A 26,511-nucleotide genomic window follows, 5' to 3' on the forward strand; every position below is an offset into this window, starting at 1 on the left:
TGGGTGACCCCTGTTCGTGCAGTTCCCGCATGTCGAGGCCACGGTCGAGGCGCTGCGCGTAGCCGAGCTCGACCACGACTACAGCGGGTTTCATGCGCTGGCCGACCGATTGACGCTCCCTGTTGATGAGTGGCTTGCTCCCGGCGAGCGGGAGCTGATCCGTGGCGTTGACTTCAACGCGCCGCCTGGCGCGTTCCTGAGGTTCCTGCGGGGCAAGGCCAAAACATGTGGAGTGCGCATCAACGGCCGGGCGACCGCTGGAAGTGTCTGGGTTCGCCCGACGCTGTCGCCCGTCGAGAAGCAGATGCGGGAGGAGTTCCCCGAGCGGTACCCCGGGTGGGTGGACCGCTGGACCGGTTACGCCGAGTCGGAGGAAGCGCCTGTCCGGCCCTGGGTGGGTGGCAGAGACAAGGACCTCAGCTACGGCGCGACACCCGTTCAGTTCCGCGCTGTGGAGCGGCAGAGCAGCGGGGAGTGCTCCTGCGGTATGAGCCTGCGGGAGCCCTGGGACGGCGGTAAGGAGCACACCTCCCATCACGCGGCGTGGGCGTTAGGCATCCGAGCACCCCAAAACCTGATGTGGTTGCGCGACCTGGCCGTTGTGAGCTCACAGTCGCCAATTGCCTGGCGGAGGCTGGCCTATCAGGTGGGGCGGATGCCACAGAAGGAGAACCACTACGACTTCAACTCGTGGTCTCACCTTGGTGAGCCCGAGGTAACCCCGGACAACGTGCGAGCGTATCTATTGAAAGCCAACGGGTACGTCATCGGTTACCTGGCGGCCCACGACACCAGCGAGCACCGCCGCTGGGATCTGATCGACGGGTCGCAGTACGGCGACGAGGATGACACGCTGCGCCCGCGTATCAACCTGATCTGGGTGGCGGACGCCTACCGCCGCCAGCGCGTCGGCGCCACGCTCGTGCAGGTACTCGCCGACGACTTCAGGTGCCAGGTCGCCGATGTGTCCTGGTCGACCCCGATCAGTGACGCCGGCCGGCGCCTCGCACGCCGGGTCTCACCCGAGGGCATCTGGGTCAGCTGACCCGCCAGCAGCTCTGTGTCGCCGATCAGCGGGCACCAGCGGTTAGACCATCCCTGAGGTGGCCGCTACCAGTTCACAACAAAGTGGCGGAAGTGGTGAGGCAGCGCGTAGCGCTGTCATGCGGTGGCGGCCGGGGCGAAGTCGGAGACGAGGCGGTAGACGATGACCGAGGGCTTCCCACGGTGGCGCGAGGCGCGGATGGCCTCAAAGGGATTGCGGCGCTCATCCAGCGCCTGGCGCGAGAGAACCCGACCTGGGGATACGTCAGGATCCAAGGCGAGCTGCGACGGCTCGGTCATCGGGTTGCTGCCGCCACGATCCGGCGCGTTCTGCGCCGCTCCGGTCTGCCGCCCGCACCGAAGCGAGCATCCCAGCAGACTTGCGCGCGTTCCTCAGTCCGGCACCCAACTTGCCCGCAACCTGCTCACGGATCTCGAGGAGAGGGCTGGGCGCTTCCGGTTCCTCATCCTGGACAGGGACAGCAAGTTCACCGCCGCGTTCGACGCCGTCTTCGCCGGAAACGGTACAGCCGTCATTCCGGCTCCGCCACAAAGCCCCCGGTCCAATGCGTTCGCCGAACGATGGATACGGACAGCCCGCATTGAATGCACCGACCGCCTCCTCATCATTGGTGAACGACACCTCCGCGCGGTCCTCACTACGTACGCGGAGCACTACAACGCGGGACGGGCGCACTGCCGCCTCGGCCTACGAGCACCTGACGACGACCCGAGCGTCATTCTCCTGCCTGCTGCTGCGGTCAGGCGCCGCCAGGTACTTGGCGGACTGATCAACGACTACCACACCATGTCACCCCGGCTGCCTCATCATCCACAGGAAACGCCCAGCTCAGCAGCCTGATCGGAATATTGACACCCCTTCAGGCGGGGTGGTGGGCGTGGACTTCGGCATGTGGGTCTCCGTAGTGACCGGAGACCCAGGCGTCAACGGTGATCGTCAGCTTTGGATAACCATCCGGAGCCTCCGCCGAAATTCCCGCCGCACACACCATCGCCGGGTGCCCTTCGGTACGCCGTTCCACAGCAGCGGCGCATGAACAGGCCGTTCATGCGCCGCGTGAATCCGTACTCGCCCGGACAGCCACGCGGTGTCGATTCGGTTCAGCGCGCTGCATCCTGCGACGAGTGCATCCCCTGACCCGCACTGGTTGAGGGCGGCACGATGACGCCACTACCGAGACTTTAACGCCCCCTCAACCGTTGAAATTCGGACGATAAGGTTTCAGTGCAGAGGAACCGGCCATTCTAAATTGGCGGGGCTTACTCCACTTCGTGCCTCTCGCGGGTGCCTCGCAGGTATCAGGGCAGGCCACCGCGAGGAGTCTTGGGTGCGAGGGTCGTCAGCGCGGCGACAAGGATCGCGCCACCCACTTTGGGTCGTCTCTTGCTGCACCCGATGCCCGCCTATAGTCATCCCGCTACGCAGCGCATGCGTGTTCGAGACTGCGGACACCGGCACTGCCATGCAAGTAACCTGAATGAGCGGAGGGGCATGCGTAGAACATTAGGGGCGCTGGCCGGTATGGTCGCCGCGCTTTTCGTCTCGATAGCCGTCGCACCCGGCGCGCAAGCGGATGGGAACACGGACAACATATTCAGCATGGAGATCTGAAAGGATCCCTATGCTTCGAAATTCAAGCTCCATCTGTACTACAACTCAGGGCAGGGCGGGGCTTACGGAAGCATCGGTCACAGCGTGTACGACTTCAGTGCTGTAAAGATCGGAGCGCCGGGAAGCAGCGGGGTATGCGTGGCCAGTTCGCCGGGCAACTTACGGTGCACGTGCAGTTGGAGGGCATGACCATGTGTGAACGCACGCAGGCACATGCCCAGCGTGCACGGGGCATGTGCCTCTCGGCTGACGGCTGGTATTGCACCGTGTCGCAGCAAGTTCAGATCATCAATGCTGTCCGCTCCCGCGACCATGCCGTCCATGATGCTGGCGACCTTGGCGTCCGCCGCACCTGGGCCGTTCTCCGCCTTGCTCAGTCTCACCTTCTCCACCGCCAGCCGGGCAAGCCCACACCGCTCGGCCAGCGGCATTACCGGGACCAGCCCAGCGTTCGCGCCCCGATTCACATCACCGAACACGGCACGCGGCGGTATGGAAGGTCGAATCCCGAAGATGCGCCTCCGAACTGGTTGAGTAAAGCCTAGGGACCTTCTACTTTCCCAGGTCAGAACGCGTCCCCACCTTCATGTCCAGATATTTGACGCACAGTCACCCGGTGAATCAAACATTAGGCTCAGCATCTGGCGTGGTGATCAGATGGATCACCGAGAGGCGCGACCGGAGTCGACACAGCTGTGCGCATGGGCACTTCTGCGTTGTGAGGAATCGACTTGACGAACATTCCCGAGACCGGGCGGACTCCATGGGTGCGGATCCGGCTCGCCATCATCCAGGTGGTTGTGTTCTCACTGCTGGCGACCCTCGGCGGACGCCTGTGGTACATGCAAATACGTAACGGCGCGGAGTACGCCAAGGAGGCGTCCAGCAACCACGTGCAGCGGGTGGTGCAGCCCGCTGTGCGCGGTTCGATACTGGACGCACGCGGGGTTCCGCTCGCCGATAACGAGACCCGGCTCGTCGTCTCCGCCTCCCGCACCGACCTGCTGGATCTGAAGGACGACGGTGCGACCGTGCTGCGCCGTCTGTCCCAAGTGATCGGCATGTCGGAGGAAGAGATACGCAACAAGATCCGGCTGTGCGACGCCAAGACACCGAAGCCGTGCTGGAACGGCTCGCCCTACCAACCGATCCCCATCACCGACGAAGCCACCGCCAAACAGGCCCTGCAGATCCGCGAGCGCGCCGAGGACTTCCCCGGCATCACCGCCGAGCCCGGGGCCGTGCGCCGCTACCCGAGCCCCAACCGGGCCAACGCCGCTCAGCTGCTCGGCTACCTGTCGCCGGTCACCGACGAAGAGGTCGCCAAGGCTCAAGACACCGACTCGCCCTACCTCCGCACCGACCAGGTCGGCCGCTCAGGCCTGGAACGGCAGTACGACAAGCAGCTGCGCGGCAAGGCCGGCGTCACTCGCTACAAGGTCGACAACCTCGGTCGCGTCATCGGCAAGGCCCAGGCCGATGCCGCCCGGCCCGGCTCCAACCTCGTCACGAGCATCGACTCGCGCGTGCAGCGGGTCGCCGAGTACGAGCTCGACAAGGCGATGAAGGCTGCCCGGAAGCAGTTCGACACGCTCACCGGCGAGAACTACAAGGCGAACTCCGGCGCGGTCATAGTGATGGAGGCCAAGACCGGCCGGGTCGTCGCCATGGCGTCCGCCCCGACGTACGATCCCAACGCATGGGTCGGCGGCATCTCCGCCGAGGACTACAAGAAGCTCACCAGCAAGAACAGCGACTACCCGCTGCTCAACCGGGCCATCCAGGGGCAGTCCGCACCAGGCTCGACCTTCAAAGTCGTCTCGACCACGGCGGCGGTCAATGCCGGCTATCCGTTCGACGGCCGCTACCCCTGCACCAGTTCGTACTCGATCGGCAATCAGACCTTCAAGAACTTCGAGTCGGAGAACTACGGCCCCATCTCACTCGGCCGGGCGCTGGAGCTCTCCTGCGACACCGTCTTCTACGGCATCGCTCACAACGAGTGGAAGAAGGACGGCGGCATCGACCCGAAGAAGAATCCCGCCGACTGGTTCTTCAAGACCGCCGACCAGTTCGGCCTCGGCAAGGAAACCGGCATCGACCTGCCCAGCGAGGTCTCCGGCCGCGTGCCCGACCGCGCGTGGAAGCAGGCGTTCTGGGAGGCCAACAACGGCGTCTGGTGCAAGGATGGCAAGAAGAACGGCTCGTACGTGGAGAAGATCGAGTACGAGAACTGTCGTGAGGGCAACCAGATGCGTGCCGGCGACGAGGTCAACTACTCCATCGGCCAGGGCGACACCCTGGTGACCCCGATCCAGATGGCGGACATCTACGCGGGCATCTCCAACGGCGGCACCCTGTACGAACCGACCGTCGGCAAGGCAATCATCAGCGCCGACGGCAAGCACGTGACGGAGATCGAGCCCAAGTCGCAAGGCAAGCTGCCGATGACGGAGAAGACCCGCGAACAGATAGACAAAGCCCTCGCGGGCGTCGCCACCCGTGGAACCGCCGCCTGGAAGTTCCAGGGCTGGCCGCAGGACGAGTTACCGCTGCACGCCAAGACCGGAACCGCCGAGGTGCACGGGAAGCAGACCACATCCTGGCTCGCCACGTATACCAAGGACTACACGATCGTCATGACAATCTCCCAGGCCGGCACGGGCTCGGGCGCCTCCGGTGAGGCAGTGCGCAGCATCTACAAAGCCCTGTACGGCGTTCAGGACGACGGCTCGATCGACAAGAAGAAGGCGTTGCTGGCGACGCCGCAGAAGAGCCTGCCCAAGATCGAGCCGGATGGGTCGGTCCAGGCACCGGAAACCGACACTGGCGATCCGGCGCGGCTCGATTCGGCCTGAAGCATGCCACGGAAATCCCTCCAGGATGGGCAGCCGGCTAAAGCAATCCTTGCCTATTAACGACTCGTGAATATGAGCACTGCTGCCCTTTTTGCGGTGTCGAATGTAATCATCATCGGCGAGTTGATCGCTCACATGTGTCCGAGGTACCCCGAAACTTCCGGACAGGACCCGCGTAGAGGGTGCAGGTGTTCCGGGAGGAGAGAATTACTGCCATCTCGATGCACACAGCAGTTCAAGGGTGAGGACGTTCACATGCGATCAACAGTTCCGTCCGGTTACCCATGTCGCTGCCGGGCTCGGCGTCCACGAGACCACCCCCGCAATTGCGTCTCGCTGCACTGCGCATCACATGACACCGCCACACACGCCGACAGCGACAGACCGAAAACTGACCGCGAACGGCAGTTCGAGCACAAGGCCCCAGTAGCTCCGGGAGGGGAACGCATTCTTGAAAACACTGCCCCCGCCCGGAGGCATCAGCGAACGTTCACTACGAGTTCATCGATGCAGGTAGGAAGAGCTTCCGCGTAACCGATATGCGCCGGTGGCTGCATGTCTCTCGTTCTGGATTCCACGCATGGCCGAGCCGTCCGGTTTCCGCCAGCCACAGCACAGCGACGGGGACGCCTGCAGCTGGTACCCGGAGCGGCATTCGCACCAGATGCACGACTACCGGCGCATGACGCGGTACTGGCGCGGTTGGGCAAGCAAGCGTCGCCGGAGCGCGGGCTGATGCGTGGACCAGGGCTGACCCCCGCCAACTGCCCATGGCGTCCGGTCAAAGCCCGCTAGCGCTTCGGCCGCCTTCCCGCCGTTTTCGACTGTCACAGCAAGGTCATCATCAACTGGGACATGGATGACTATTTCAAGACCGCACTGATATCGCCGGCACGCTACATGACCGCCGGGCGAATGAAGATCAAAAATGATGCCGTCTTCCACGCCGGCCACGGAAACAACTACACCTCAGGCGATTTCGCCGAGGACCCTGCCCCGCCACGTCACGAGGCGGCCCGCGGGAAAGTCCCGTGCCTGCTGGGACAATGCCGCGAATGGGTCCTCCTTCGACCCACCGAAGAAACAAGTGATTGAAAATGTTACGTGTTCACAACTCGCACGAAGGTACGTCGCCAGATCGTCGAGCATCGCATCTCCCAAATCGCGTGGAACGACAGCTACCGGCTGTCCGAAAAACTCACATCCCCTCAGTCCGGCGTTGACCCCAATACCAGCGAGATGCTTCGCTGTGACCGTGCACAGTCAAAAGCAATTCATGTCACTCCGACGATCATCGGAGACAACTCGACATAGTGGGGGGCGATCTCTATGAACGGGAAGATTGTCAAGCGCGGGCTGGCAGTTGTGGCGGCGGGGGCGACGGCGGTCATCATCTCCAGCGGACCGGCCAACGCCGTCACGTACAAGTACGGCGAGTGTTCCCGCACGCCCTCGGGGTGGTGCGACACCTGGTTAACGCTCACCCTTTACTACAACTCCGACTTCGGAGGCGCCGCCTCGTCGTTCGGCGGGAAGATCAACAATTACACGACGGACTCTGTCGTGTACGTCTTCGGCGGGACGGTATCGGGCACCGGCTACGGAAACGCCGTCAAGAATAACGCGGCCTCCGGTTGCGTCGACAGCAACAACGAAAACTACAAGGTCTTCTACAACAGCTATCAGAAGGGCGTGTCGCAGACGTTCACCCACGGCACGTGCAAGAACCTCAACAGCGATCTGAAGAACCAGAACGCCTCACAGGACTGGTACTCCTGACCCGTCGTCGGCACTGGTTCGAACCCCGTGTCCGGAGGAATCCATCCATGGGTCCCTCCGGACACGGGCACCACATGTGGTTCATGCGTGAGAAGAGGCTGTGGGGGATGAAGATCGGTTCTTCCAGCGGTAGCCGTGCCGTGACACTCGGCACGGTACTGCTCTTGATCGCACTGACGGCGTCGTGCAGTACCGGCGAAAGGGCAGCGGACGGGGCTTCCGCACAGTCGGCGAACAACCAGGTTTCCAACGCGCCGTCGCGCGTACCCGAGACGGGTCTGGCCAAGGGGCTGGCACTGCCGCTGGAGGCCTACATGCTCGACTACTCGGACGGGATCCAGATCGAGCGAGGTCAGCAGCGTCTGGCCGTAGCCTGCATGGCACGACTTGGCTTCTCCTACGCTCCGCCGCAGCCGGGTCTGCACCCGCCCGCGAGCGCCAACGACTCGAACATGCCCCGGCGGTACGGCATCACCGATCGCCAGGAGGCCCAGAAGTGGGGCTACCACGTTCCGCCCCGCGGAGCGCAGGACGCTCCGTCCTCGACACCGATGAGCAAGGCGGAACACGAGGCGCTGACCGGATCCCCGGACGCTCCGCGCCCCGGTGCCTCGCCGGGCGGCGGCAAGAACGGTATCCCTAAAGGAGGGTGCATGGGTGAGGCGCGCCGCAAGCTCGACGCGGACTTCACCAACACGATGGCCGACCGCCTGAACAAGGAGAGCTTCGACAAAACACTGCAGGACCCGGCTGTCAAAGCCGTGGAGAAGCGGTGGTCGGCCTGTATGAAGGACAAGGGGTACACGGCTGGCGATCCGTACGACGTGACTGATGTGAACAAGCCCGCAGCCGGCCCGACGCCCTCCAAGAAGGAGATCGCCGTCGCACTGGCCGACATCGACTGCAAGGACAGCACGGGCCTCGTCGGCAAGATGTTCGCTGTCGAGACGCAGATCCAGCGCGGGCTGATCGAGGACAATCAACTCGCCCTGAACTCGGAGCGGAAGAAGATCTCCGCCGCGTTGCGTGCCAGCGCGGACGTCACATGAGTACCGCGGCACGCGGCGGACCGCGGCCCGAGGCAGACCGGACGCGGTCCGAGGACGCCGATTGCCGGGAGGCGGCCCCCGGAAAAGAGCCCGACAATGCGGTACCCGGCGGTGTGCGCGGGCGTTCGCATCTGTCCAGGCGACGCCGCGTCCTGACCGGAGTCGTCGCCGGAGCGGTGCTGATGACCGGTGCCGGGTTAGGGGCGTCGACCCTGATCAAGTCACCGGCTGAGGCAGCGGCGGACACCGGTCCGCCTGCGTCGGATGTGCTGACGGCCCCGGTCGAGCGCCGGGTGCTGACCGATTCTGTGGTGATCCGCGGCATGGTGGCGGCGGGACAGTCGGTGGACGTCGCGCCGTCTGTCTCTGGCGGGGACGCGTTCCGCCCGGTGGTGACGCGGCTGCCAGTGAAGACCGGTGCCCCCGTGCGGTCCGGGCAGGTACTGGCGGAGGTGTCCGGACGGCCGGTGTTCGCGCTGCCCGGGAAGCTGCCGGCGTACCGGGATCTCAAGCCGGGCGCCCACGGCAACGATGTCACCCAGCTACAGCAGGCGCTCCGGTCGTTGGGGCACCGAACCGGCGGGGACGCATCCGGGATCTTCGGGGAGGGGACGAAGAGCGCGCTGAACGCCTTCTACGCCTCACTCGGCTATGACCCCCTGCCCGCCGCGGCGGACGGCGCGGACAAGGTGAAGGCCGCCCAGGAGGCCGTGACCGAGGCGGAGCGGACATGGCAGGACGCCAAGGGCGCCGCTGCCTCCGCCACCAGCAGGAGTGGTGACACGAGCACCCCCGTCGCGGGCGGCGGCGGTACTGCGCAGGGCGAGAGCCGGCAGGTGCGGCGAGCCGCGGAGGACCTCGCCGCGGCGCGTGAGGAACTGGCGGCTGCCCGGGCGGCGGACGGGCCGATGCTGCCCGCGTCCGAAGTCGTGTACCTGAAGGGCTTCCCGGCCCGAATCGAGTCCCTCGCCGTGTCAGTGGGAGCGACGGTCTCCGGGAAGATCATGACGGTTTCCGCGGGGGCACTCGTGGTGAAGGGGAACCTGGCCTCCCATCAGAAGGGCCTGGTCCGCACGGGGCAGAAGGTGGAGATCCTGTCCGAGGTCACCGGAGTGACGGCCCCGGGTCGGGTGACATCGGTGTCTGACACACCGAAGGCGGCGGTAGCCGACCCCGCACAGGGCGACAGGGCGCAGGCTGGTACCTCGGGCGCCTATGCCGTCGTCATACGACCCGACCGCCCGCTCAAGGCAGAGCTGGCCAGACAAGACGTACGGCTGACCGTGCAGGCGGCGTCGTCACAGGGCAAGGTGCTCGTCGTCCCAGTTTCCGCGGTCTCCGCGGGCGCCGACGGCACCACCGTGGTGACCATCCATCAGGCCTCCCGCGACCGACGGGTGGAGGTCACGCTGGGCACCTCCGGCGACGGCTACACGGAGATCCGGCCCCGTATACCCGGGGCGGTCGAAGTGGGGGACCGAGTCGTGGTGGGAGTACGGCAGGACGACGGGCCAGGCTCCGCGGCGCTGCCCACGACGGCCACCGGGGGCGCGGCGGAATGAGAAGAACCCCACCCGTCGCCACCCCGCCAGTGCAACTCGCCGCTGGCACGACCGTGATCGAGTGCCAGGCGGTCGGGCTCACCTATCCCGGGCCCCCGCCCGTCACCGCGCTCCGCCCCTGCGACCTGCGCGTCGAACGGGGCGAGTACGTCGCGGTCGTGGGGCCCTCCGGCTCCGGGAAGTCGACGTTCCTCAACATCGTCGGACTACTCGACGCGCCCACTGCGGGACGCTACTTGTTCGACGGGATGGACGTCGCCTCGCTGCGCGACGCCGAACGGGCTGCCCTGCGCGGGCGGAGGATCGGCTTCGTCTTCCAGTCGTTCCACCTGCTGCCGCATCGATCGGCGGAGGAAAACGTGCTGCTGGCCATGGTTTACAACGTTGTTCCACGCACCGAACGCGGCAGGCGGGCTCGCGAGGCACTGACACGTGTCGGTCTGGGACACCGGATCGACGCGACGCCCTCCCGGTTGTCGGGAGGAGAGCGCCAGCGCGTGGCGATCGCGCGGGCCGTGGCCACCAGGCCCGCGCTGCTGCTGTGCGACGAGCCCACCGGCAACCTCGACAGCGCCACGGCCGCCACCGTGCTGGAGACGCTGGACGAACTGCACGCCGACGGCCTGACCGTGCTCGTCATCACCCATGACTCCACCGTCGCGGCCCGGGCACAGCGCACCCTGACCATCCGCGACGGTGTTCTGCACGACGGCGCGCTCACCGACCCGTCACCCGACAAGCGGCCCACCGAAGCGGCGGTCGGCAGCCGTACCGGAGGCACCGGATGAGCGCCGCGCCGGAACGCTCGGGAGAGGTGGACACCGTGAGCGCCGTACGACATGGCGGGACTGCCGGGCCCGGCACGCTCACCGAGGCCGTCGGTGGCCCGCCGCACGACGCCGGGCCCAGGACCGGCGGACGCAGGTGGCACCGCCCACGGTCCAGCCGTCGGATCGCACCGTCCCGCCTCGCCCCGCGCGACCTGCTGGCGGAGGCCTTCGCCGGGCTGTTGCAGCGGCCCGCCCGCTCCGCGCTGACCGCGCTGGGCACCGTACTGGGGGTGGGTGCGTTCGTCGCGATCCTGGGACTGACCGCGACCGCGTCCTCGCAGATCGACGCCCGCTTCGATCTGCTCACCGCGACCGAGGTGTCCGTGGAGGACACTGGCGGCCAGGACGCGGACCTGGCCCCCCTTGCCTTTCCCCGGGATGCCGACACCCGCATCGGGGCGCTGCACGGCGTCGAGGCGGCGGGCGTCTACTGGACGGTCACCCCGCCCGCGGGTGCTCTCACGGTACGGGCGGCACCGGTCGCAGACGCCGCGGCTGGTGAGCAGACGCCGATCGTGGCCGCTTCGCCGGGGGTCCTCACCGCGGCCCATCCCAGCATCAGGACGGGCCGGACTTTCGATGCCTACCACGACCGCACCAGCAGCCGGGTCGCGGTCATCGGATCCGCCCTGGCGAGCCGGCTCGACATCACCACCCTGGACACCCGGCCGGCGATCTTCATCGGCGACATCCCCTTCACCGTCATTGGCATCGTCGACGACGTCGAGCGCAAGGCGGACCTGCTGCTGTCCGTCGTCGTCCCGCTCACCACCGCCGAACAGATCTGGGGACCGCCCACCACCCCCCGGGCGCAGATGCTCGTTTCCACTCGCATTGGCGCCGCCGCCCAGGTGGCCGCTGAAGCCCCCCTCGCACTGCGCTCCGACCACCCCGAGTACTTCAAGGCCGTGCCGCCGCCCGACCCCAGGACGCTGCGCGCCTCTGTCACCTCGGACCTTAACCAGCTCTTCCTTTTGCTGGCTGCGATCTGCCTGGTCATCGGCGCCGTCGGCATCGCCAACACCACCCTGGTCGCGGTGCTGGAACGCACCGGTGAGATCGGCCTGCGCCGGGCGCTCGGTGCACGGGGCAGACACATCACCGCCCAGTTCCTCACCGAGTCCGCATTCCTCGGCACTCTGGGCGGGCTGATCGGCACCACCCTGGGCACACTCACCGTCCTCGGCGTGGCCGTCACCCGCCAGTGGACCCCCGTCATCCCGCCCCTGACCGTCGTCCTCGCTCCCGTGATCGGTCTGGCCACCGGCCTGCTCGCCGGCCTCTATCCGGCCTGGCGCGCCGCCCGTGTCCAGCCCGCCGAAGCCCTCCGTCACTGAGCCGACGTCCTGCGTCGGCGCGGTCGCGGAGTCCGTACAGACCACTGCTCTCCCAGACCCTGGAGAAGTCTTGAGGCTGAGACGTAGAGCACGAATGCCCATCACCTTCATGGCCGCAGTCCTGGCGGTCACCGGCCTGACGCAGACCGGACCTGCCTGGTCGGCGCCGCCGACGAGGCCGGCTGCGGCCACGTCCTCCTCGCCGGACCCCGCGAGTGGGGCGGAAGCGAAGTCGGACCCACCGCGCCAGGACGAGTCGTCCAAAGTACTGAAGCCGAACGATGTACTGCCCGACGACTGGGAGGAGTCCGCTGACCGGGCGGTGACCGTGGCCGGTGACGGCTCCGGCCTGCACGTCCTCGTGGCCGCCAGCCAGGACGCCTACCAGTGGCGCACGGTCGCCACCCTCTCCGAACCCGGGTTCGGCACCGACCTGTGGATCGGGAACGCGTGTGTGACCGGGTCGGGGAAACGGGCGGTCGTGGTCTACGCGCCCCGGGACTTCACCAACAAGCCCGAACTGATGGAGCGTGGCGGCTTCGCGGCTGTCGTGGACCTGACCAAAGGCAAGGTCACGAAGCTCGCGGACACCGTGAGTCTGGCGTACTTCAACCCAGGCTGCGGCACCGGGGAGACCGCCGTGCTCACGCAGGTCGGCGACGAAAAGAGCAACCAGACCCGGCTGCTGACCGTGGACACCACCACGGCCACCGTCGTCCGCCGACAGACCGAGAAGGTCCAGGTCACCTCGGCGGTCCCTACCGGCGACACGATCGTCGGAGCGGCGGTGGGGCGTCTGATCCGCTTCGATCACAACAATCACGCCAGCCAGCTCACCACGACCTCGGGCCCCGCCTTCGACCTCCGCGTGGACGGCCACGGCGGCGTCAGCTTCCTGGACCAGCGGGACGGCAAGGCCCGGGCCCGCCGCACCGCGAACGGCACGACCCGCACGTTCGCACAGGGCACCTCGGGCTCCCTGAGCCTGCAGGCCGGCACGTCCGGACGGGTCTTCCTCACCGGCACCCCCACGTCCACTTCGTCGGTGCCATCCGCCGTCCGGCGCCTGAAGGCCGCGGCGGACGCGACGGTGTCGTCCAGCGGCGCGCTCGCGGTGGACCAGGCAGTGTCCGAGAGCCTGCGCAGCCACGTCAGCCAACCACTGGCCGCGACCGCGTGGAACGCGGCGGCACCGATACAGATCAAGAGCGAAGTTCCGGCGACCGGCAAGAAGGTCTCGTTCACGGTCAATACAGTCGACAGCGGCCAGAAGGCGGCGGGCAAGGCCGCCTCCCCTGCCCTGACCGGCTCGGCCGCTACCACGTCGGCGTCCACCGCCAGGACAGGGAGCACCGCGAGGACACGCGCGGTCACGACGGCCGGTGACCCGACCTCCACGATCGACAACGACCGCACCTGTTCGCAGCCCCGCAACGACCCCAAGCAACAGGCGTACCAGCCGACCCCCAACCAGGTCGAGTGGGCCGTCGACATGGCCATCCGAGGCAACCTGACCAGCGCCTACGTGCGCCAGGGCGGATGGCGCACCACTGCCGGGCTCGGCACGGTCAATCCGCAGGGAATGTTCCCGCTGCCGAGTCTGGAGGGAACCAGCGGCGGACGCATCCCGGCTCAGGTCCTCCTCGGTGTGCTGGCTCAGGAGTCCAACCTGTGGCAGGCCGAGGGCGGGGCCCTGCCCGGCCAGACCAGCTCGACCCTCGCGAGCACCAACGGCTTCTACGGGCATCCGAGCGACCCGGCGACGCCCGAGGACCACTGGCGGATCGACTGGGCGAAGGCGGACTGCGGCTACGGCATCGGCCAGCAGACCGACGGCATGAAGAGCGGTGAGATCGACGAGTTGCCGGCCGCACAGCAGAAGGCCATTGCACTCGACTACACCTCCAACATCGCGGTCGCCGCACGCACTCTGGCCACCAAGTGGAACGAGCTGCACGACAACGCCATCACGCCGGGCGGTATCAGGCTCAACACCGACGACCCTGCGGCCCCGGAGAACTGGTTCGCGGCGCTGTGGGACTACAACTCCGGCCTCAACTACTACGTCCCGGCCAGCCCGACCGAGTACTGGGGCCTGGGCTACCTGAACAACCCGTCCAACCCCCTCTACCCACCGGACCGGCACGCCTTCCTCGACGGCAACACCTACGCCGACGCCGGACATCCACAGGATTGGTCGTACGCGGAGAAGGTGCTGGGCTGGGCCGCCTGGCCCATCGACACCGGACGCGCTTACGCCGACGACGGCACCGCCAACAACAGCAACACCGCAGGATACTCAGCGGCCTGGTGGGACTCCGACATCCACCGCTCCAGCGTCAAGCCGGAGATGGACACCTTCTGCAACCCGCAGATCAACGCCTGCAACCCGGCCAACCCGCCGCGCTGCGAGGTCGACCACCTCGGCGAGACCTGCGATCCGCCGCACTGGTACCACACCCCCCAGACGACCTGGAAGGTCGCCTGCCCCACCAGCTGCGGGCACGAGTACCTGACCTACAAGACCCTCAGGACCGAACTCGGCAACGGCAACAACGGCGCGGGCACCATGTGCAACAACTCCACAGCTGGCTTCACCATCGTGGACGACGTGCCCAGCAGCGTCCCCACATACACCGACGGATGCGGCAAGACAGGCTGGACCAACTCCGGCACCCTCAGCTTCCGCTTCAACCCCGACGAGCAGAACCACTACGAGGCAAAGGGCGATCTCCATCAGATCGGCGGCGGCTTCGGCGACCACTTCTGGTACGCCCACGCCCGCGACGGAGATCACGGCGCTTCCGCGAGCCTCTACGACCCGGAGCAGGATCCTGGTCCCGCCTCCGGTGTCATGGCCGTCACCGGCACCTGGAAACTGAACACCCAGCGCACCTCCTGGACACGGGTACTGGTACACCTGCCGAACACGGGCTCGGGCAGTCAGCAGGCCGTCTACACCATCCATCTCGGTGACGGGACCACGCACACACGGATCATCAACGCGATCTCCCATAAGAACCAGTGGGTGAGCCTGGGCATCTACCACTTCACCGCCGGCTCCGACTTCCAAGGCGTCTCGCAGTCCAACTACACACCCGAGGGACAGGCGGACAACGACATCGCCTGGGACGCGGTGGGCTTCCAGTGGCTCTCGGCCAAACCGCAGCACATCGTGGCCGCACTCGGCGACTCCTACTCCTCCGGTGAGGGCGCGAACGACTACGACGAATCCAGCAACCAAAAGCACGGCACCATCAACTGGAACGCCTGCCGCCGCAGCGCCAACGCATGGCCGCGCAAGCTCATGCTGCCGGGGATGTCCGAGCGCCTGTCGCTGCTGTCCGACAACCACAGCCCAAACGCGGAACTCGGCTTCGTCGCCTGTTCCGGGGCCCGTACAGAGCAGGTCGACGGACGCGTCGGCACGAGTTACTGGCAGAGCGGGGACATCGCCGCCGGAGACGGCATGTTCCGGGAGATCCCCCAGGTAGATTCCGGCGTCCTCACCAAGGACACCACCTTGGTGACACTCACCATCGGTGGCAACAACTACGGCGCATTCGTCAACGCCGTCACCGAGTGCGCGAACATCACGGACTGTGCCGACGACGACTTCTCCCGCAGGTACAAGGCACTCATCGACAAGACGAAGGAGGACATGGACCACACCCTGCGGATCATCGCCGAGCGCGCCCCTTACGCCCGGATCCTCCTGGTGGGATACCCGGAAATCCTCAGCCGGACGGTCAAGTGCGCCGGATCCTGGTACTTCGACGGCGGCGAAGCCGCCGCGCTGGCTACCCTGGCCAACTACATGGACCACGCGCAGGACGCCAAGGTGGACGAACTGCGCGCCGAGGGACTCCGCGTGTCGTACGCCAATCCCGTCGACCCTTTCGTCGGCCACGGAGGATGCGACAGCGAGGAGTGGATCAACAAGATTGTGCTCGGTCCCAACGGGGACGGCGACTTCCACGAAGGCGACCCGCACGCTGTCTGCATCGCCTTCTCCGGCATCGGCCAGACGTGCCTGAGCCGCGAGGCCTTCCACCCGAAACAGGCGGGCACCACCGGATACGCACGCCTGGTGGAAAAGCGCCTGACCGACATCGGATACACGGGAACATGACAGGGTGATTCCCACCGCACAACAGCGCAACGGCCGGCCGGCCGGGCTTCTCGCCCGGACGGCCGGCTGCGTCGGCGCCGCCGTACTGGTCTGCTTCCTCATCGCCGCGAGCCTGGTGGTCTGGTTCTTCAGCCACATGCAACAGGTCCAACGGAGCCGTGACCGCGACGCACACGCCGCCGTCATCGCCGCGGCCGAACAACTCAGGATCCGACTCCTCGACGCCAACTCCGACGGCACACTCGCAGGACAGGAAATCGACGTGGCCCTGAACCACAAACCGAGCATCCGCTCCCTCCGGCGGGAAAAGACACGCACCATCCTCGTGGTGTGGATCGCCGACTCGGGCTGGGCCCAGTGCTATTCCTACACCGCGCTGCCCACAGGTGCCGTGAGTAGCGCCCCTCTCAAGGTCTGTCCGCCCTCGTCCACCTTGATAAGACCGGGCCCCTGACGGCTCCCTTCCACAGCCCAGAAAGAATAGGTGCCAACGGCGACGACCACACCTTGGCGGACCGCCGACGGCTCGGGGAAAGATCCGAAGTGGTCACGCATGGGGGCGCCCAGACGCCTTGGCGGGGAGATGGCCCGCGGAGAGGTTCCAAGAGCCTGGGGCCTCTGCGGACGGTACAAGGCGCGCACAATGTCCGGGATCCGTGCCGCAAGCGGCTCTCTCCTGCCCGGACCCGTCTGCAGAGCACTGAGCTACGGGCCGAGATATCCTAGAGGTGTAGCCCATCTCCTACGCCATCCGAGCTCACAGACGGGTTCGGAGTGGAGGTTCGGAGAGTGGAGAGGCAGCGCGAAATTGCCCCTGAAGTGTCTCTCGGTGTGGCTGGCTGGGCTCGGCCACGAAGAATGCCGACGCTGCCTTCAGGATCTCGTCGCCCTCTTGAGCTCGGCGGTCTCCTTGCGTAGCCGCTTGACCGCGCCGACTCCTGTGTCGTCGTCCCCGGCTGCTGCCGGTGTCGATCTGGTCATGGCGGACCCGTGCGTAGCGTCTCGCGCGAGCCATGCCCAGCTTCGTGACGGCGGCGTTGATCGCTGGTGACTCGGTCGGGTAGTCGCTGCGGATCTCGGCGACCATGCGCACCGCATGCTTGCGCCACTTGGGCGGGTAGGAAACGTGCCGTGACTCTGGCCCTTACGCGGAATCGAGCCCCCATCTCACCCGAGGCGGTTCACTCTTTGGGCCGGTTTTCCTGTTGCTGTCGGACCCGGATACGGACGCTCGGGCAGGCTGGTGGTTATGGCCGACGATCGTGATGTGATGGTGGACCGGGGCGGCCCGGGTGATGGTGCGAGTGGCGCCGGTCGCCGTCAGGATGTGCGTTTCGAGTTCCGTATCAACACGGTTCAGGCCCGGAGGCGGAAACTCTGGCTCGGCAGCAGGTGGCCGCTTTGCGTGACGTGGTGAGCTGGGTCGCGCAGCAGCGAGAGCAGAGCAGCGCTTCCGAATCGACCGCACAGGACGCGGACGGGCCGATGGGCCAGGATCCAGACTTCAGGCCATCGCCACACGAAGAGTAGGCCCTGGCCCCTTCTGACCTGCGCGCCTTGCGCGGGTGACCAGCTGCTTGCTGCAGTTGCCCCCTATGGCTCGAACCTGCGGCGCTGCGGGCCAGAGCTGACGCTCCCGTCCCACCTTGCTGACCTGCGGAGACGTGAGGCGAAGACAGGCTGTGTGGCTGGGCCGGGTCTATGCGCGGTCGCCTGTGTCCTGGTGCCGTAGGTAGCCCCACGGGTGGTCGTATGGCGTCTCTGACCTGGGGCAACGCAGGGTGTAGCAATGCGCCCCCGGCAGGACTCGAACCTGCGGCCAAGTGCTTAGAAGGCACCTGCTCTATCCACTGAGCTACGGGGGCCGGACGGTGGATCATGCAACTGCTGAGCCCCCGGGTGCCTGCGGTTCCGACGGTGCGGGGCCGTGGTGCCGGTGGCCGGGCTCGGCGGATCCGTGACCTTGCCGGGGACAAGGATAGGGCTCCGTGCGCCTCGCCCCGGTTGCTTCACCTCCGTGGCACGTTGTGGAGGTTCGGTGAAGCGGTTAGATAATCGCAGGCAGGTGCGAATCCCGCATCGTTTTTCACGCCTCAGAGGGCGGGTGTTGTCTACTCGTTATGCCCGTGCCCCAGTCGCCACGTCCGCCCCTTGGTCAATCTGGGGTAATCCGGGTGGGTCTGTTTGACGCGCATGAGCGAGCATATGCTTCAAAAAGATCGCAAAAGCGGGCATTCTTCACCCGTGGCGATCTTGGACGTACGGCCCCGACTGCTCGACGCACTGACCGCACTACGTGACCGCGTCGATGCCGCACGGTTTCCGCTCCCCCTTCCCGGCGCCGACCGCGCTCGCCGTGGCCGAGCCGAGCTGCTCGCCCAACTGGATGACTACCTCGTGCCCCGGTTGCGTGCCCCCCAAGCGCCGCTGCTGGCGGTCATCGGCGGATCCACCGGCGCCGGGAAGTCCACGCTCGTCAATTCGCTCGTCGGCCGCCGCGTCACCGAGGCCGGAGTCCTGCGCCCGACCACGCGCACGCCGGTGCTCGTCTGCCATCCGGACGACCGCCAGTGGTTCTCCGGACAGCGGGTGCTGCCGCAGCTGACCCGGGTGTGGGTGCCCGCGCAGGGCGAGCGGGCCGAGGGCGGATACGAGGGTGAGGCGTACGAGGAGGAGGCATACGAGGGGGCGCCGTACGAGAACGAGACGTACGAGAACGAGACGTACGAGAACGAGACGTACGAGAACGAGACGTACGAGGGCGCGGCGTACGACGAGACGGACAAGGCGGCGCGGACGGCGGCCGGGGCGCTGCGGATCGAGACCGACCCCGGGCTCACGCGCGGGCTCGCGCTTCTCGACGCGCCGGACATCGACTCCCTCGTCGCCCGCAATCGCGACCTCGCCGCCGAACTGATCTGCGCCGCCGACATCTGGGTGCTGGTGACCACCGCCACCCGCTACGCCGACGCCGTGCCCTGGCATCTGCTGCGCACCGCCAAGGAGTACGACGTCACCCTCGTCACCGTCCTGGACCGGGTGCCCCACCAGGTCGCCGCCGAGGTCTCGCACCAGTACGCGGCGCTTCTCACAGCGGCCGGCCTGGGGGACGTGCCCCGGTTCACCATCCCCGAGCTCCCCGAGTCCGCGGGCGGCGGCAGCGGGCTGCTGCCCGGCACGGCGGTCGCGGCACTGCGCGACTGGCTCACCTGGCACGCCCAGGACCCGGTCGCCCGCCACGCCGCCGCCGAGCGGACCGCCGCCGGGGTGATCGCCTCGCTGCGCGCCCGGATGCCCGCGCTGGCCGGGGCGGCGGCCGCCCAGCACGCGGCGGCGGTGCGGCTGGTACAGCACGTGGAGGGCGCGTACGGGGAGGCGGCCGAGCGGGTACGGCGCGAGCTGTCCCACGGGGCGGCGCTCGCGGGGGGTGCGCTCACCCACTGGTACGGCCGGCCGTACGACAGCACGCCCGAAGAACTCCTCGCCGCCCTCGCCGACTCCCTCGCCACCTTGCTGCGCAGCGTCACGGCCGCCGCCGACGAGCGGATCGCGGAGGCGGGGCGGCGCGACCCCGCCGCGCGCGCCGGGCTCGCGCCGTGCGACGCGCGCGGCGCCGGGGAGCGGATCGGCGTGGCCGTACGGCGCTGGCGGCGCTGTGCCGAGGAACTCGCCGAGGAGGAGGTGGCCGCACGGGCCGCCGAGGGCGGCGCCGGCTGCGCCCCGGACGAGGCCGCCGCGCTGCTGGTGGCGTCCCTGATCGGCGGGCGCCGCACGCGTACGGCGGGCGAGCGGCTGGCCGAGACGCTGGGTGCGCACGGGGCGCTGCGCCTGCGCGACCGGGGCCGGCGGCTGCTCGACGACTGCGTCGGGCGGGTGCTGGCGGCGGAGCGCGAACGGCGCCTGGCCCCGCTCGACGCCCTCAACATGACCCCGGACCACCAGGTCCGGCTGATCGCCGCGCTGTCCGTACTGCAGAAGGAGAGGTGACGGTGGTGACGGCCACTGCGACGTCCGGGCCGGAAAGCGCGCCCTCTCAGGAAAGCGCGCTCTCTCGGGAGGGCGCCGCCCGCAAGCCCGCGCCGTCCCGGCAGACCTGGGACGACGGCCTGATCGCGCGGCGGGTGGTGGGCCGGCGGCCCGGACCGCCGGTCGCGGCCCAGGGACAGGGCCGGGGGGCGGGGCCGGGGAGCGGGCCGGTGTGGGAGGCGGCGCCGAAGGCGGAGGTGCCCGCGCCGGGGCGGGAGGCGCCCTGCGGCGAGAAGGGCCACGGCCAGGGGCACGAAGGGACGTACGGCGGGACGCACGGCGAGGGGGACGGTCCGGGACACGGCAGGGCGTGCGGCATCGGTGGCGGCGCGGCGCGCGAGCCGTACGCGCCGGCGTACGAGCACGGCGACCGCGGCTTCGTCACCGGCGCTCTGCGGCCGCGCCTCGACGCGCTGCGCGAGCTGGTCGGGCTGTCCCGTACCCGGCTGGACGGGCGCACGCTCGGCGAGGCGGGGCGGGTGCTCGACGAGGCTGTCGCGCGGGGGCGGCATCCGCTCGGACACACCGTCGTGGCCCTCGCGGGGGCCACCGGAAGCGGCAAGTCCACGCTTTTCAACGCCCTGGCCGGGGCGTATGTGTCCGAGGCCGGGATCCGCCGCCCCACGACCGCCACGCCCCTCGCCTGTGCGTGGACCGACCACGCCGACGGCCTGCTCGACCGGCTGGACATCCCGCACCGGGACCGCCGCCGCCCCGCCTATCCGTACGACCCGACGCTGCGCGGGCTCGTCCTGCTCGATCTTCCCGACCACGACTCGGCGGCCCCGGGGCACCGCGAGCGGGTGGAGCGGCTGCTCGGGCTGGTCGACGCGGTGGTGTGGGTGGTGGATCCGGAGAAGTACGCGGACGCGGTGCTGCACGAGCGCTATCTGCGCCCGCTGGCCGGATACGCCGAGGTGACCTTCGTCGTGCTCAACCAGGTGGACCGGCTGCCGGGTGAGGCCGCCGACCAGGTGCTGGACGATCTGCGGCGGCTGTTGGACGAGGACGGGCTCGCGCTCGGCGAGCACGGGGAGCCGGGGGCGACCGTCCTGGCGCTGTCCGCGCTGACCGGTGCGGGCGTCGGGGAGCTGCGGGAGGCCCTGGGCCGGCTCACGGCCGAGTGCGGGGCGGCGGAGCGGCGGCTGGCGGCGGACGTGGACGGCGCGATGGAGCGGCTGCGCCCGCAGTACGTGGCGGACGGGGCGCCGGTCGGCTTCTCCGCGCAGGCGCGGGCGGAGTTCGAGGAGCGGCTGGCGGACGCGGCGGGTGCGGTGGCGGCCGGGCAGGCGGCGGAGCGCGCCTGGCTGCGGGACGCACGGTGGGCGTGCGGGACGCCTTGGGGGCGGATGAGGCAGCTGAGGCGGGCGGGGGCCGAGTGGTCTTGGGAACGAGACAGGGCGGGCGGGGGGAGCAGCGGTGTGGGCGGGGGGAGCAGCGGCGCGGCCGGGGGACGGGCGGGGACCGCGCTGGAGATCCCGGGGGCGAGGGCGAAGGCGGCGGCGGTGTCCGCGGTCACCGCCCGGCCCGCGGTGGAGGAGGCGGTACGGACCTTGGCGGACGAGGCGACGGCGGGGTTGCCCGCGCCCTGGGCGCAGGCCGTACGGGAGGCGGCGGCGTGGGGCGGCAAGGGGTTGCCGGACGCGGTGGACGAGGCGGTGGCCGCGACGGCGGACCGGCGGCTGTCCCGGCCGCTGTGGTGGTCGGTGGTGGCGGCGGCGCAGGTCGCGCTGGCCGGGGTGGTGTTGCTGGGGGCGGCGTGTCTGCTGGCGGTGGTGGCCGGGGCGTTCGGCGGTCCGGCGTGGTGGGTGCCCGCGCTGCCGGCCACGGCGGCGGGGGCCTGCGGTCCGGCGCTGGCCTGGGGGTGCGGGCTGGCGGCTCGGGGGCCCGCGCGGCGGTACGGGCTGGCGGCGGAGCGGCGGCTTCGGGAGGCGGCCGCGGAGTGCGGGCGGACGCGGGTGCTGGAGCCGGTGACGGCGGAGTTGGCGCGCTACCGGGAGGTGCGGAAGCAGTACGTGATCGCGGCGGGTGGGGTCGTGGCGGGCGGGCTCGGTTCACCCGGCCGGGGGGCCGAGTTGTCCACAACGGGGGAGTAGCCCACAGGCGCCGGCGGGCTTGCGCGATCGCGTGCAGCATGAAGACGCAAATGGAGGCGAGCGCGACGCGAGCGCGGAGAAGTGACGGGGGAGGCGGCGCGGTTGAACGAGACCTGGCTGACGGTGGTGGGCAATGCCGCGACGCGGCCGGACTATTGGGAGACGGCGGCCGGCGTCGCGGTGGCCCGGTTACGGCTGGCGGTGACGGCGCGGCGCTGGGACCGGGCGCGGGAAGCGTGGATGGACGCGTACACGAGCTTCTACACGGTCTGGGCCTGGCGGGGGCTCGCGGTCAATGTGGCGGCGTCGGTCTCGCTCGGCGAACCGCTGGTCGTGCACGGCACGTTGCGAGTGCGGGAGCGGACGGGGGAGCGGACGGGCGAGCCGCGCGGCGGGTGGCCCGGCGAGCGGCCGGTGGAGCGCCCGGGGGCGGGGGGACCGGGGGAGCAGCAGGGGGAGGACGCCGGCGGGACCAGACGGTGGATCACCGCGGACATCGACGCGATGGCGGTCGGACACGATCTGGCGCGGGGTACGTCTGCCTTTCGCAGGGTCTCGCGGGCTAAACCTCTTTTAAACGTACCGACTGGGGCAACGCCCCCGTGATTCCCGGAAATTTGTCGATAAAGCCAGGTCAGACGCGATCGTGTGATGAGATAACGATTTCGATTCGGATCGGTTGGGCCTTGGTATTCCTGGGGAACGGGACGAGGGTTCTCCCTAGGATCCCTGGTGCTAACGGGGGCACCTGAGTTTTGAGTTCGCTGGCGAGGCGCACCCACAGATTGGCGCTCGCCCGGAGGGGAAACCATGATTTCTGTAAAGAGGCGGGGCTCTGCTCGCCTTGCCGTCGCTGTCCTGGCCTCCGGCCTGGTCGCGGCGGGTGCGATCGTCACGGCCGGCACCGCCGCGGCGGACGAGGCGCCCCCGAGCCAGGGCGGCGCCACCGCCACGCTGAGCGGTCTCAAGACCTTCGACCAGGCGGTCATCCACGACAAGGGCAAGGACCAGCGGGTCGGCGCCGGTCTGTTCGAGATGTCGGTCGACAACGGCGGCACCATCCAGACGTACTGCATCGACCTCCACAACCCGACGCAGGGCAAGGCGAAGTACGAGGAGAAGTCCTGGAGCGCCACGTCGTTGGCGCACAACGCCAACGCCGGCAAGATCAACTGGATCCTGCAGAACTCCTACCCGCAGGTCAACGACCTCTCCGCACTCGCGGCCAAGGCGGACTCCGGCCCCCTGACGGAGAAGACCGCGGCCGCCGGCACCCAGGTCGCCATCTGGCGCTTCTCGGACGGCGCGGACGTCGACGCGGCCGACCCCGCGGCCGAGAAGCTGGCCGACTACCTCGAGAAGAACGCGCAGAGCCTCGAGGAGCCCAAGGCGTCGCTGACCCTGGACCCGCCCGCGGTCTCCGGCAAGTCCGGTGACCGCCTGGGCCCGATCAAGGTCCACACCAACGCGGACAGCGTCACGGTCACCCCGGGTGACACCGCCGCCTCCGGCGTCAAGGTCGTCGACAAGGACGGCAAGACGGTCACCAGCGCCGCCGACGGCAGCGAGCTCTACTTCGACGTGCCGGCCGGCGCCGCCGACGGCAGCGCCACGCTGACCGCCCAGGCCGCCACCAAGGTCCCGGTCGGCCGCGCGTTCGCCAGCGCCACCAAGAGCCAGACGCAGATCCTGGCCGGCTCCAGTGAGTCCACCGTCTCCGCCACCGCCACCGCGGACTGGGCGAAGAAGGGCCCGATACCCGCGCTGTCGGCCGAGAAGAACTGCGCCAAGGGCGGCGTGGACATCACCGCGACGAACAAGGGCGACGAGGCGTTCACCTTCGAGCTCCTCGGCGAGAAGCACACCATCGAGGCCGGCAAGTCCGAGACCGTCACCGCCCCGGTGAAGGAGGACCAGGCCTACAAGTTCACGATCACCGGTCCGAACGGTTTCGAGAAGACCTTCTCCGGCGTGCTGGACTGCAAGACCGCGAGCACCGGCGGCGGCAGCGGTGACGAGACCCCGTCTTCCCAGCCGAGCCCGGCGTCGGCCGGCGGCAGCAGCGCGGACAGCAGCGGCGGCGACCTCGCCGAGACCGGCAGCAGCAACAACACCCCGATCATCGCGGGTGTCGCCGTGGCGCTTGTCGTGATCGGTGGCGGCGCGGTCTTCTTCGTCCGCAAGAAGAAGTCGGCTCCGGCGGGTGAGTGATCACTGACCCGCAGTAATCGCTGAAAGGGCCGGGGCCTTGTAAGGCTCCGGCCCTTTCGCATGCGGTGGGGCGACCGGCCGGGATGCGGCTGATGTGTGGCTGTTGTGTGCCCGCCGTGCGTCGGGACAGGGCCGGGCCCGGGCGGAGGAGTAACGGGTTTCCGTCATGAGCTTTGCGTACGGCAAGATGGGGTGTATCTGACGACGCGGCGCAGCCGCATGCCGACCCACGCGGCGACCCTCGTGGTAAGGCCGCACTTCGATACCTACGATTGCCGGACGGTTTCTCTTGGCTGAGTACATCTACACCATGCGCAAGACGCGCAAGGCTCACGGCGACAAGGTGATCCTCGACGATGTCACGCTGAGCTTCCTGCCCGGCGCCAAGATCGGTGTCGTGGGTCCCAACGGCGCCGGTAAGTCGACGGTGCTGAAGATCATGGCCGGCCTGGAGCAGCCGTCCAACGGGGACGCCTTCCTCTCGCCCGGATACAGCGTCGGCATCCTGCTCCAGGAGCCCCCGCTGGACGAGACCAAGACCGTCATGGAGAACGTCCAGGACGGTGTGGCGGTGATCAAGGGCAAGCTCGACCGCTTCAACGAGATCGCCGAGCTGATGGCGACCGACTACTCCGACGCGCTGCTGGAGGAGATGGGCAAGCTCCAGGAGGAGCTGGACCACGCGGAAGCCTGGGACCTGGACGCCCAGCTGGAGCAGGCGATGGACGCCCTCGGCTGCCCGCCCGGCGACTGGCCGGTCACCAACCTCTCCGGTGGTGAGAAGCGCCGCGTCGCCCTGTGCAAGCTGCTGCTCGAGGCGCCCGACCTGCTGCTGCTCGACGAGCCCACCAACCACCTGGACGCCGAGTCCGTGCAGTGGCTGGAGCAGCACCTCGCCAAGTACGCCGGCACCGTCGTCGCCATCACCCACGACCGGTACTTCCTGGACAACGTCGCCGAGTGGATCCTGGAGCTCGACCGCGGCCGCGCCATCGGCTACCAGGGCAACTACTCCACCTACCTGGAGACCAAGCAGACCCGGCTGAAGGTCGAGGGCCAGAAGGACGCCAAGCGCGCCAAGCGCCTCAAGGAAGAGCTGGAGTGGGTCCGCTCCAACGCCAAGGGCCGCCAGGCCAAGTCCAAGGCGCGACTGGCCCGTTACGAGGAGATGGCCGCCGAGGCGGAGAAGACCCGGAAGCTGGACTTCGAGGAGATCCAGATCCCGCCGGGTCCGCGCCTGGGCAGTGTCGTGGTCGAGGTGGAGAACCTCTCCAAGGCGTTCGGCGAGAAGGTCCTGATCGACGACCTGTCCTTCACCCTGCCGCGGAACGGCATCGTCGGCGTCATCGGCCCCAACGGCGCGGGCAAGACCACGCTGTTCAAGATGATCCAGGGCCTGGAGACCCCCGACGCGGGCGACATCAAGGTCGGCGAGACGGTCAAGATCTCCTACGTCGACCAGACCCGCGCCAACATCGACCCGAAGAAGACCCTGTGGGCCGTGGTCTCGGACGAGCTGGACTACATCAACGTCGGCCAGGTCGAGATGCCCTCCCGCGCGTATGTGTCCGCGTTCGGCTTCAAGGGCCCGGACCAGCAGAAGCCGGCCGGGGTGCTCTCCGGCGGTGAGCGCAACCGCCTGAATCTGGCGCTCACCCTCAAGCAGGGCGGCAACCTGCTGCTCCTCGACGAGCCGACCAACGACCTCGACGTGGAGACCCTCTCCTCGCTGGAGAACGCGCTGCTGGAGTTCCCCGGCTGCGCTGTGGTCGTCTCCCACGACCGCTGGTTCCTCGACCGCGTCGCGACGCACATCCTCGCGTACGAGGGCGAATCCAAGTGGTTCTGGTTCGAGGGCAACTTCGAGGCGTACGAGAAGAACAAGGTCGAGCGCCTCGGCCCGGACGCGGCACGTCCGCACCGCGCCACGTACAAGAAGCTGACCCGGGGCTGA

At 68.4% G+C, this 26,511-nt stretch carries 19 protein-coding genes, 1 tRNA gene and 1 pseudogene; 17 read left to right on the top strand and 4 right to left on the bottom strand.

The genetic code is table 11. The annotated features are described in order from the left end of the window. Positions 1-16 precede the first annotated feature (16 nt). Positions 17-1,045: a GNAT family N-acetyltransferase gene (locus PV419_RS00090; protein ID WP_319685523.1), complete on the top strand. Its 1,029-nt coding sequence runs from the start codon at positions 17-19 to the stop codon at positions 1,043-1,045. Positions 1,046-1,161: 116 nt separating this feature from the next. Here PV419_RS00090 and PV419_RS00095 read toward each other — a convergent pair whose 3' ends face one another. After that, positions 1,162-1,344 carry a hypothetical protein gene (locus tag PV419_RS00095; protein ID WP_319686215.1) on the bottom strand — a complete coding sequence of 61 codons (183 nt, stop codon included), beginning with the start codon at positions 1,342-1,344 and terminating at the stop codon, positions 1,162-1,164. Between PV419_RS00095 and PV419_RS00100 the strand changes: the two genes are divergently transcribed. Further along, positions 1,315-1,650, top strand: a complete 336-nt coding sequence (locus PV419_RS00100; RefSeq protein WP_319686175.1) for a hypothetical protein — start codon at positions 1,315-1,317, stop codon at positions 1,648-1,650. The two genes, PV419_RS00095 and PV419_RS00100, sit on opposite strands and share 30 nt — an antisense overlap. Continuing rightward, positions 1,646-1,906 (top strand): hypothetical protein, encoded by a 261-nt coding sequence (locus tag PV419_RS00105; RefSeq protein WP_319686176.1) that lies wholly within the window; start codon positions 1,646-1,648, stop codon positions 1,904-1,906. The genes PV419_RS00100 and PV419_RS00105 overlap by 5 nt, the downstream gene beginning before the upstream one ends. An 848-nt stretch (positions 1,907-2,754) precedes the next feature. Here PV419_RS00105 and PV419_RS00110 read toward each other — a convergent pair. After that, the gene (locus PV419_RS00110) at positions 2,755-3,156 is read right to left on the bottom strand and encodes a hypothetical protein (RefSeq protein ID WP_319685524.1); all 402 of its coding nucleotides are present in this window, start codon (positions 3,154-3,156) and stop codon (positions 2,755-2,757) included. A gap of 252 nt (positions 3,157-3,408) precedes the next feature. On the opposite strand from PV419_RS00110, the gene mrdA reads away from it, so the two are divergent. The 9 genes from mrdA to PV419_RS00155 all read left to right on the top strand — a co-directional run bounded on the left by mrdA (position 3,409) and on the right by PV419_RS00155 (position 16,678). Next, complete coding sequence (gene mrdA / locus PV419_RS00115) at positions 3,409-5,535, top strand: penicillin-binding protein 2 (RefSeq protein ID WP_319685525.1); 2,127 nt, start codon at positions 3,409-3,411, stop codon at positions 5,533-5,535. An 855-nt stretch (positions 5,536-6,390) separates the two neighbouring features. After that, entirely contained in the window at positions 6,391-6,630 is a 240-nt protein-coding gene (locus PV419_RS00120; RefSeq protein WP_319685526.1) for a hypothetical protein, read from the top strand. A gap of 234 nt (positions 6,631-6,864) precedes the next feature. Further along, positions 6,865-7,314: a hypothetical protein gene (locus tag PV419_RS00125; protein WP_319685527.1), complete on the top strand. Its 450-nt coding sequence runs from the start codon at positions 6,865-6,867 to the stop codon at positions 7,312-7,314. Positions 7,315-7,421: 107 nt separating this feature from the next. Beyond that, complete coding sequence (locus tag PV419_RS00130; protein WP_319685528.1) at positions 7,422-8,363, top strand: hypothetical protein; 942 nt, start codon at positions 7,422-7,424, stop codon at positions 8,361-8,363. Continuing rightward, on the top strand, positions 8,360-9,925 hold the full coding sequence (locus PV419_RS00135; RefSeq protein ID WP_319685529.1) for a peptidoglycan-binding protein: 1,566 nt from the start codon (positions 8,360-8,362) through the stop codon (positions 9,923-9,925). Before PV419_RS00130 ends, PV419_RS00135 begins: the two co-directional genes overlap by 4 nt. Beyond that, positions 9,922-10,713, top strand: coding sequence for an ABC transporter ATP-binding protein (locus tag PV419_RS00140; RefSeq protein WP_319685530.1), 792 nt, complete (start codon positions 9,922-9,924; stop codon positions 10,711-10,713). Before PV419_RS00135 ends, PV419_RS00140 begins: the two co-directional genes overlap by 4 nt. Further along, positions 10,710-12,092: an ABC transporter permease gene (locus PV419_RS00145; protein ID WP_319685531.1), complete on the top strand. Its 1,383-nt coding sequence runs from the start codon at positions 10,710-10,712 to the stop codon at positions 12,090-12,092. Before PV419_RS00140 ends, PV419_RS00145 begins: the two co-directional genes overlap by 4 nt. Before the next feature lie 109 nt (positions 12,093-12,201). Next, positions 12,202-16,224: an SGNH/GDSL hydrolase family protein gene (locus PV419_RS00150; protein WP_319685532.1), complete on the top strand. Its 4,023-nt coding sequence runs from the start codon at positions 12,202-12,204 to the stop codon at positions 16,222-16,224. 4 nt (positions 16,225-16,228) lie between these two features. Further along, complete coding sequence (locus tag PV419_RS00155) at positions 16,229-16,678, top strand: hypothetical protein (RefSeq protein ID WP_319685533.1); 450 nt, start codon at positions 16,229-16,231, stop codon at positions 16,676-16,678. 376 nt (positions 16,679-17,054) lie between these two features. On the opposite strand, the pseudogene PV419_RS53085 reads toward PV419_RS00155, so the two are convergent. Together PV419_RS53085 and PV419_RS00160 are read right to left on the bottom strand one after the other, a co-directional pair. Continuing rightward, positions 17,055-17,212: pseudogene (locus PV419_RS53085) on the bottom strand (IS3 family transposase); the annotation flags it as partial. A gap of 804 nt (positions 17,213-18,016) precedes the next feature. Then, positions 18,017-18,089: transfer RNA gene (locus tag PV419_RS00160), tRNA-Arg, on the bottom strand. Between the two features lie 388 nt (positions 18,090-18,477). Here PV419_RS00160 and PV419_RS00165 point away from each other — a divergent pair. The 5 genes from PV419_RS00165 (at position 18,478) to ettA (ending at position 26,511) form a co-directional block, all read left to right on the top strand. Beyond that, positions 18,478-20,211: a dynamin family protein gene (locus PV419_RS00165; RefSeq protein ID WP_319686177.1), complete on the top strand. Its 1,734-nt coding sequence runs from the start codon at positions 18,478-18,480 to the stop codon at positions 20,209-20,211. Continuing rightward, positions 20,208-22,346, top strand: a complete 2,139-nt coding sequence (locus PV419_RS00170) for a YfjP family GTPase (protein WP_319685534.1) — start codon at positions 20,208-20,210, stop codon at positions 22,344-22,346. Before PV419_RS00165 ends, PV419_RS00170 begins: the two co-directional genes overlap by 4 nt. 102 nt (positions 22,347-22,448) lie before the next feature. Then, a complete protein-coding gene (locus PV419_RS00175; RefSeq protein WP_319685535.1) occupies positions 22,449-22,952 on the top strand; it encodes a single-stranded DNA-binding protein in 504 nt (167 codons plus the stop codon). A gap of 204 nt (positions 22,953-23,156) precedes the next feature. Further along, positions 23,157-24,557 carry a Cys-Gln thioester bond-forming surface protein gene (locus PV419_RS00180; RefSeq protein ID WP_319685536.1) on the top strand — a complete coding sequence of 467 codons (1,401 nt, stop codon included), beginning with the start codon at positions 23,157-23,159 and terminating at the stop codon, positions 24,555-24,557. Between the two features lie 289 nt (positions 24,558-24,846). Then, positions 24,847-26,511 (top strand): energy-dependent translational throttle protein EttA, encoded by a 1,665-nt coding sequence (gene ettA, locus PV419_RS00185; RefSeq protein ID WP_319685537.1) that lies wholly within the window; start codon positions 24,847-24,849, stop codon positions 26,509-26,511.

Origin of the sequence: Streptomyces sp. ME19-01-6 (assembly GCF_033793745.1) — a bacterium.
In the GTDB taxonomy this organism is placed as follows: domain Bacteria; phylum Actinomycetota; class Actinomycetes; order Streptomycetales; family Streptomycetaceae; genus Streptomyces.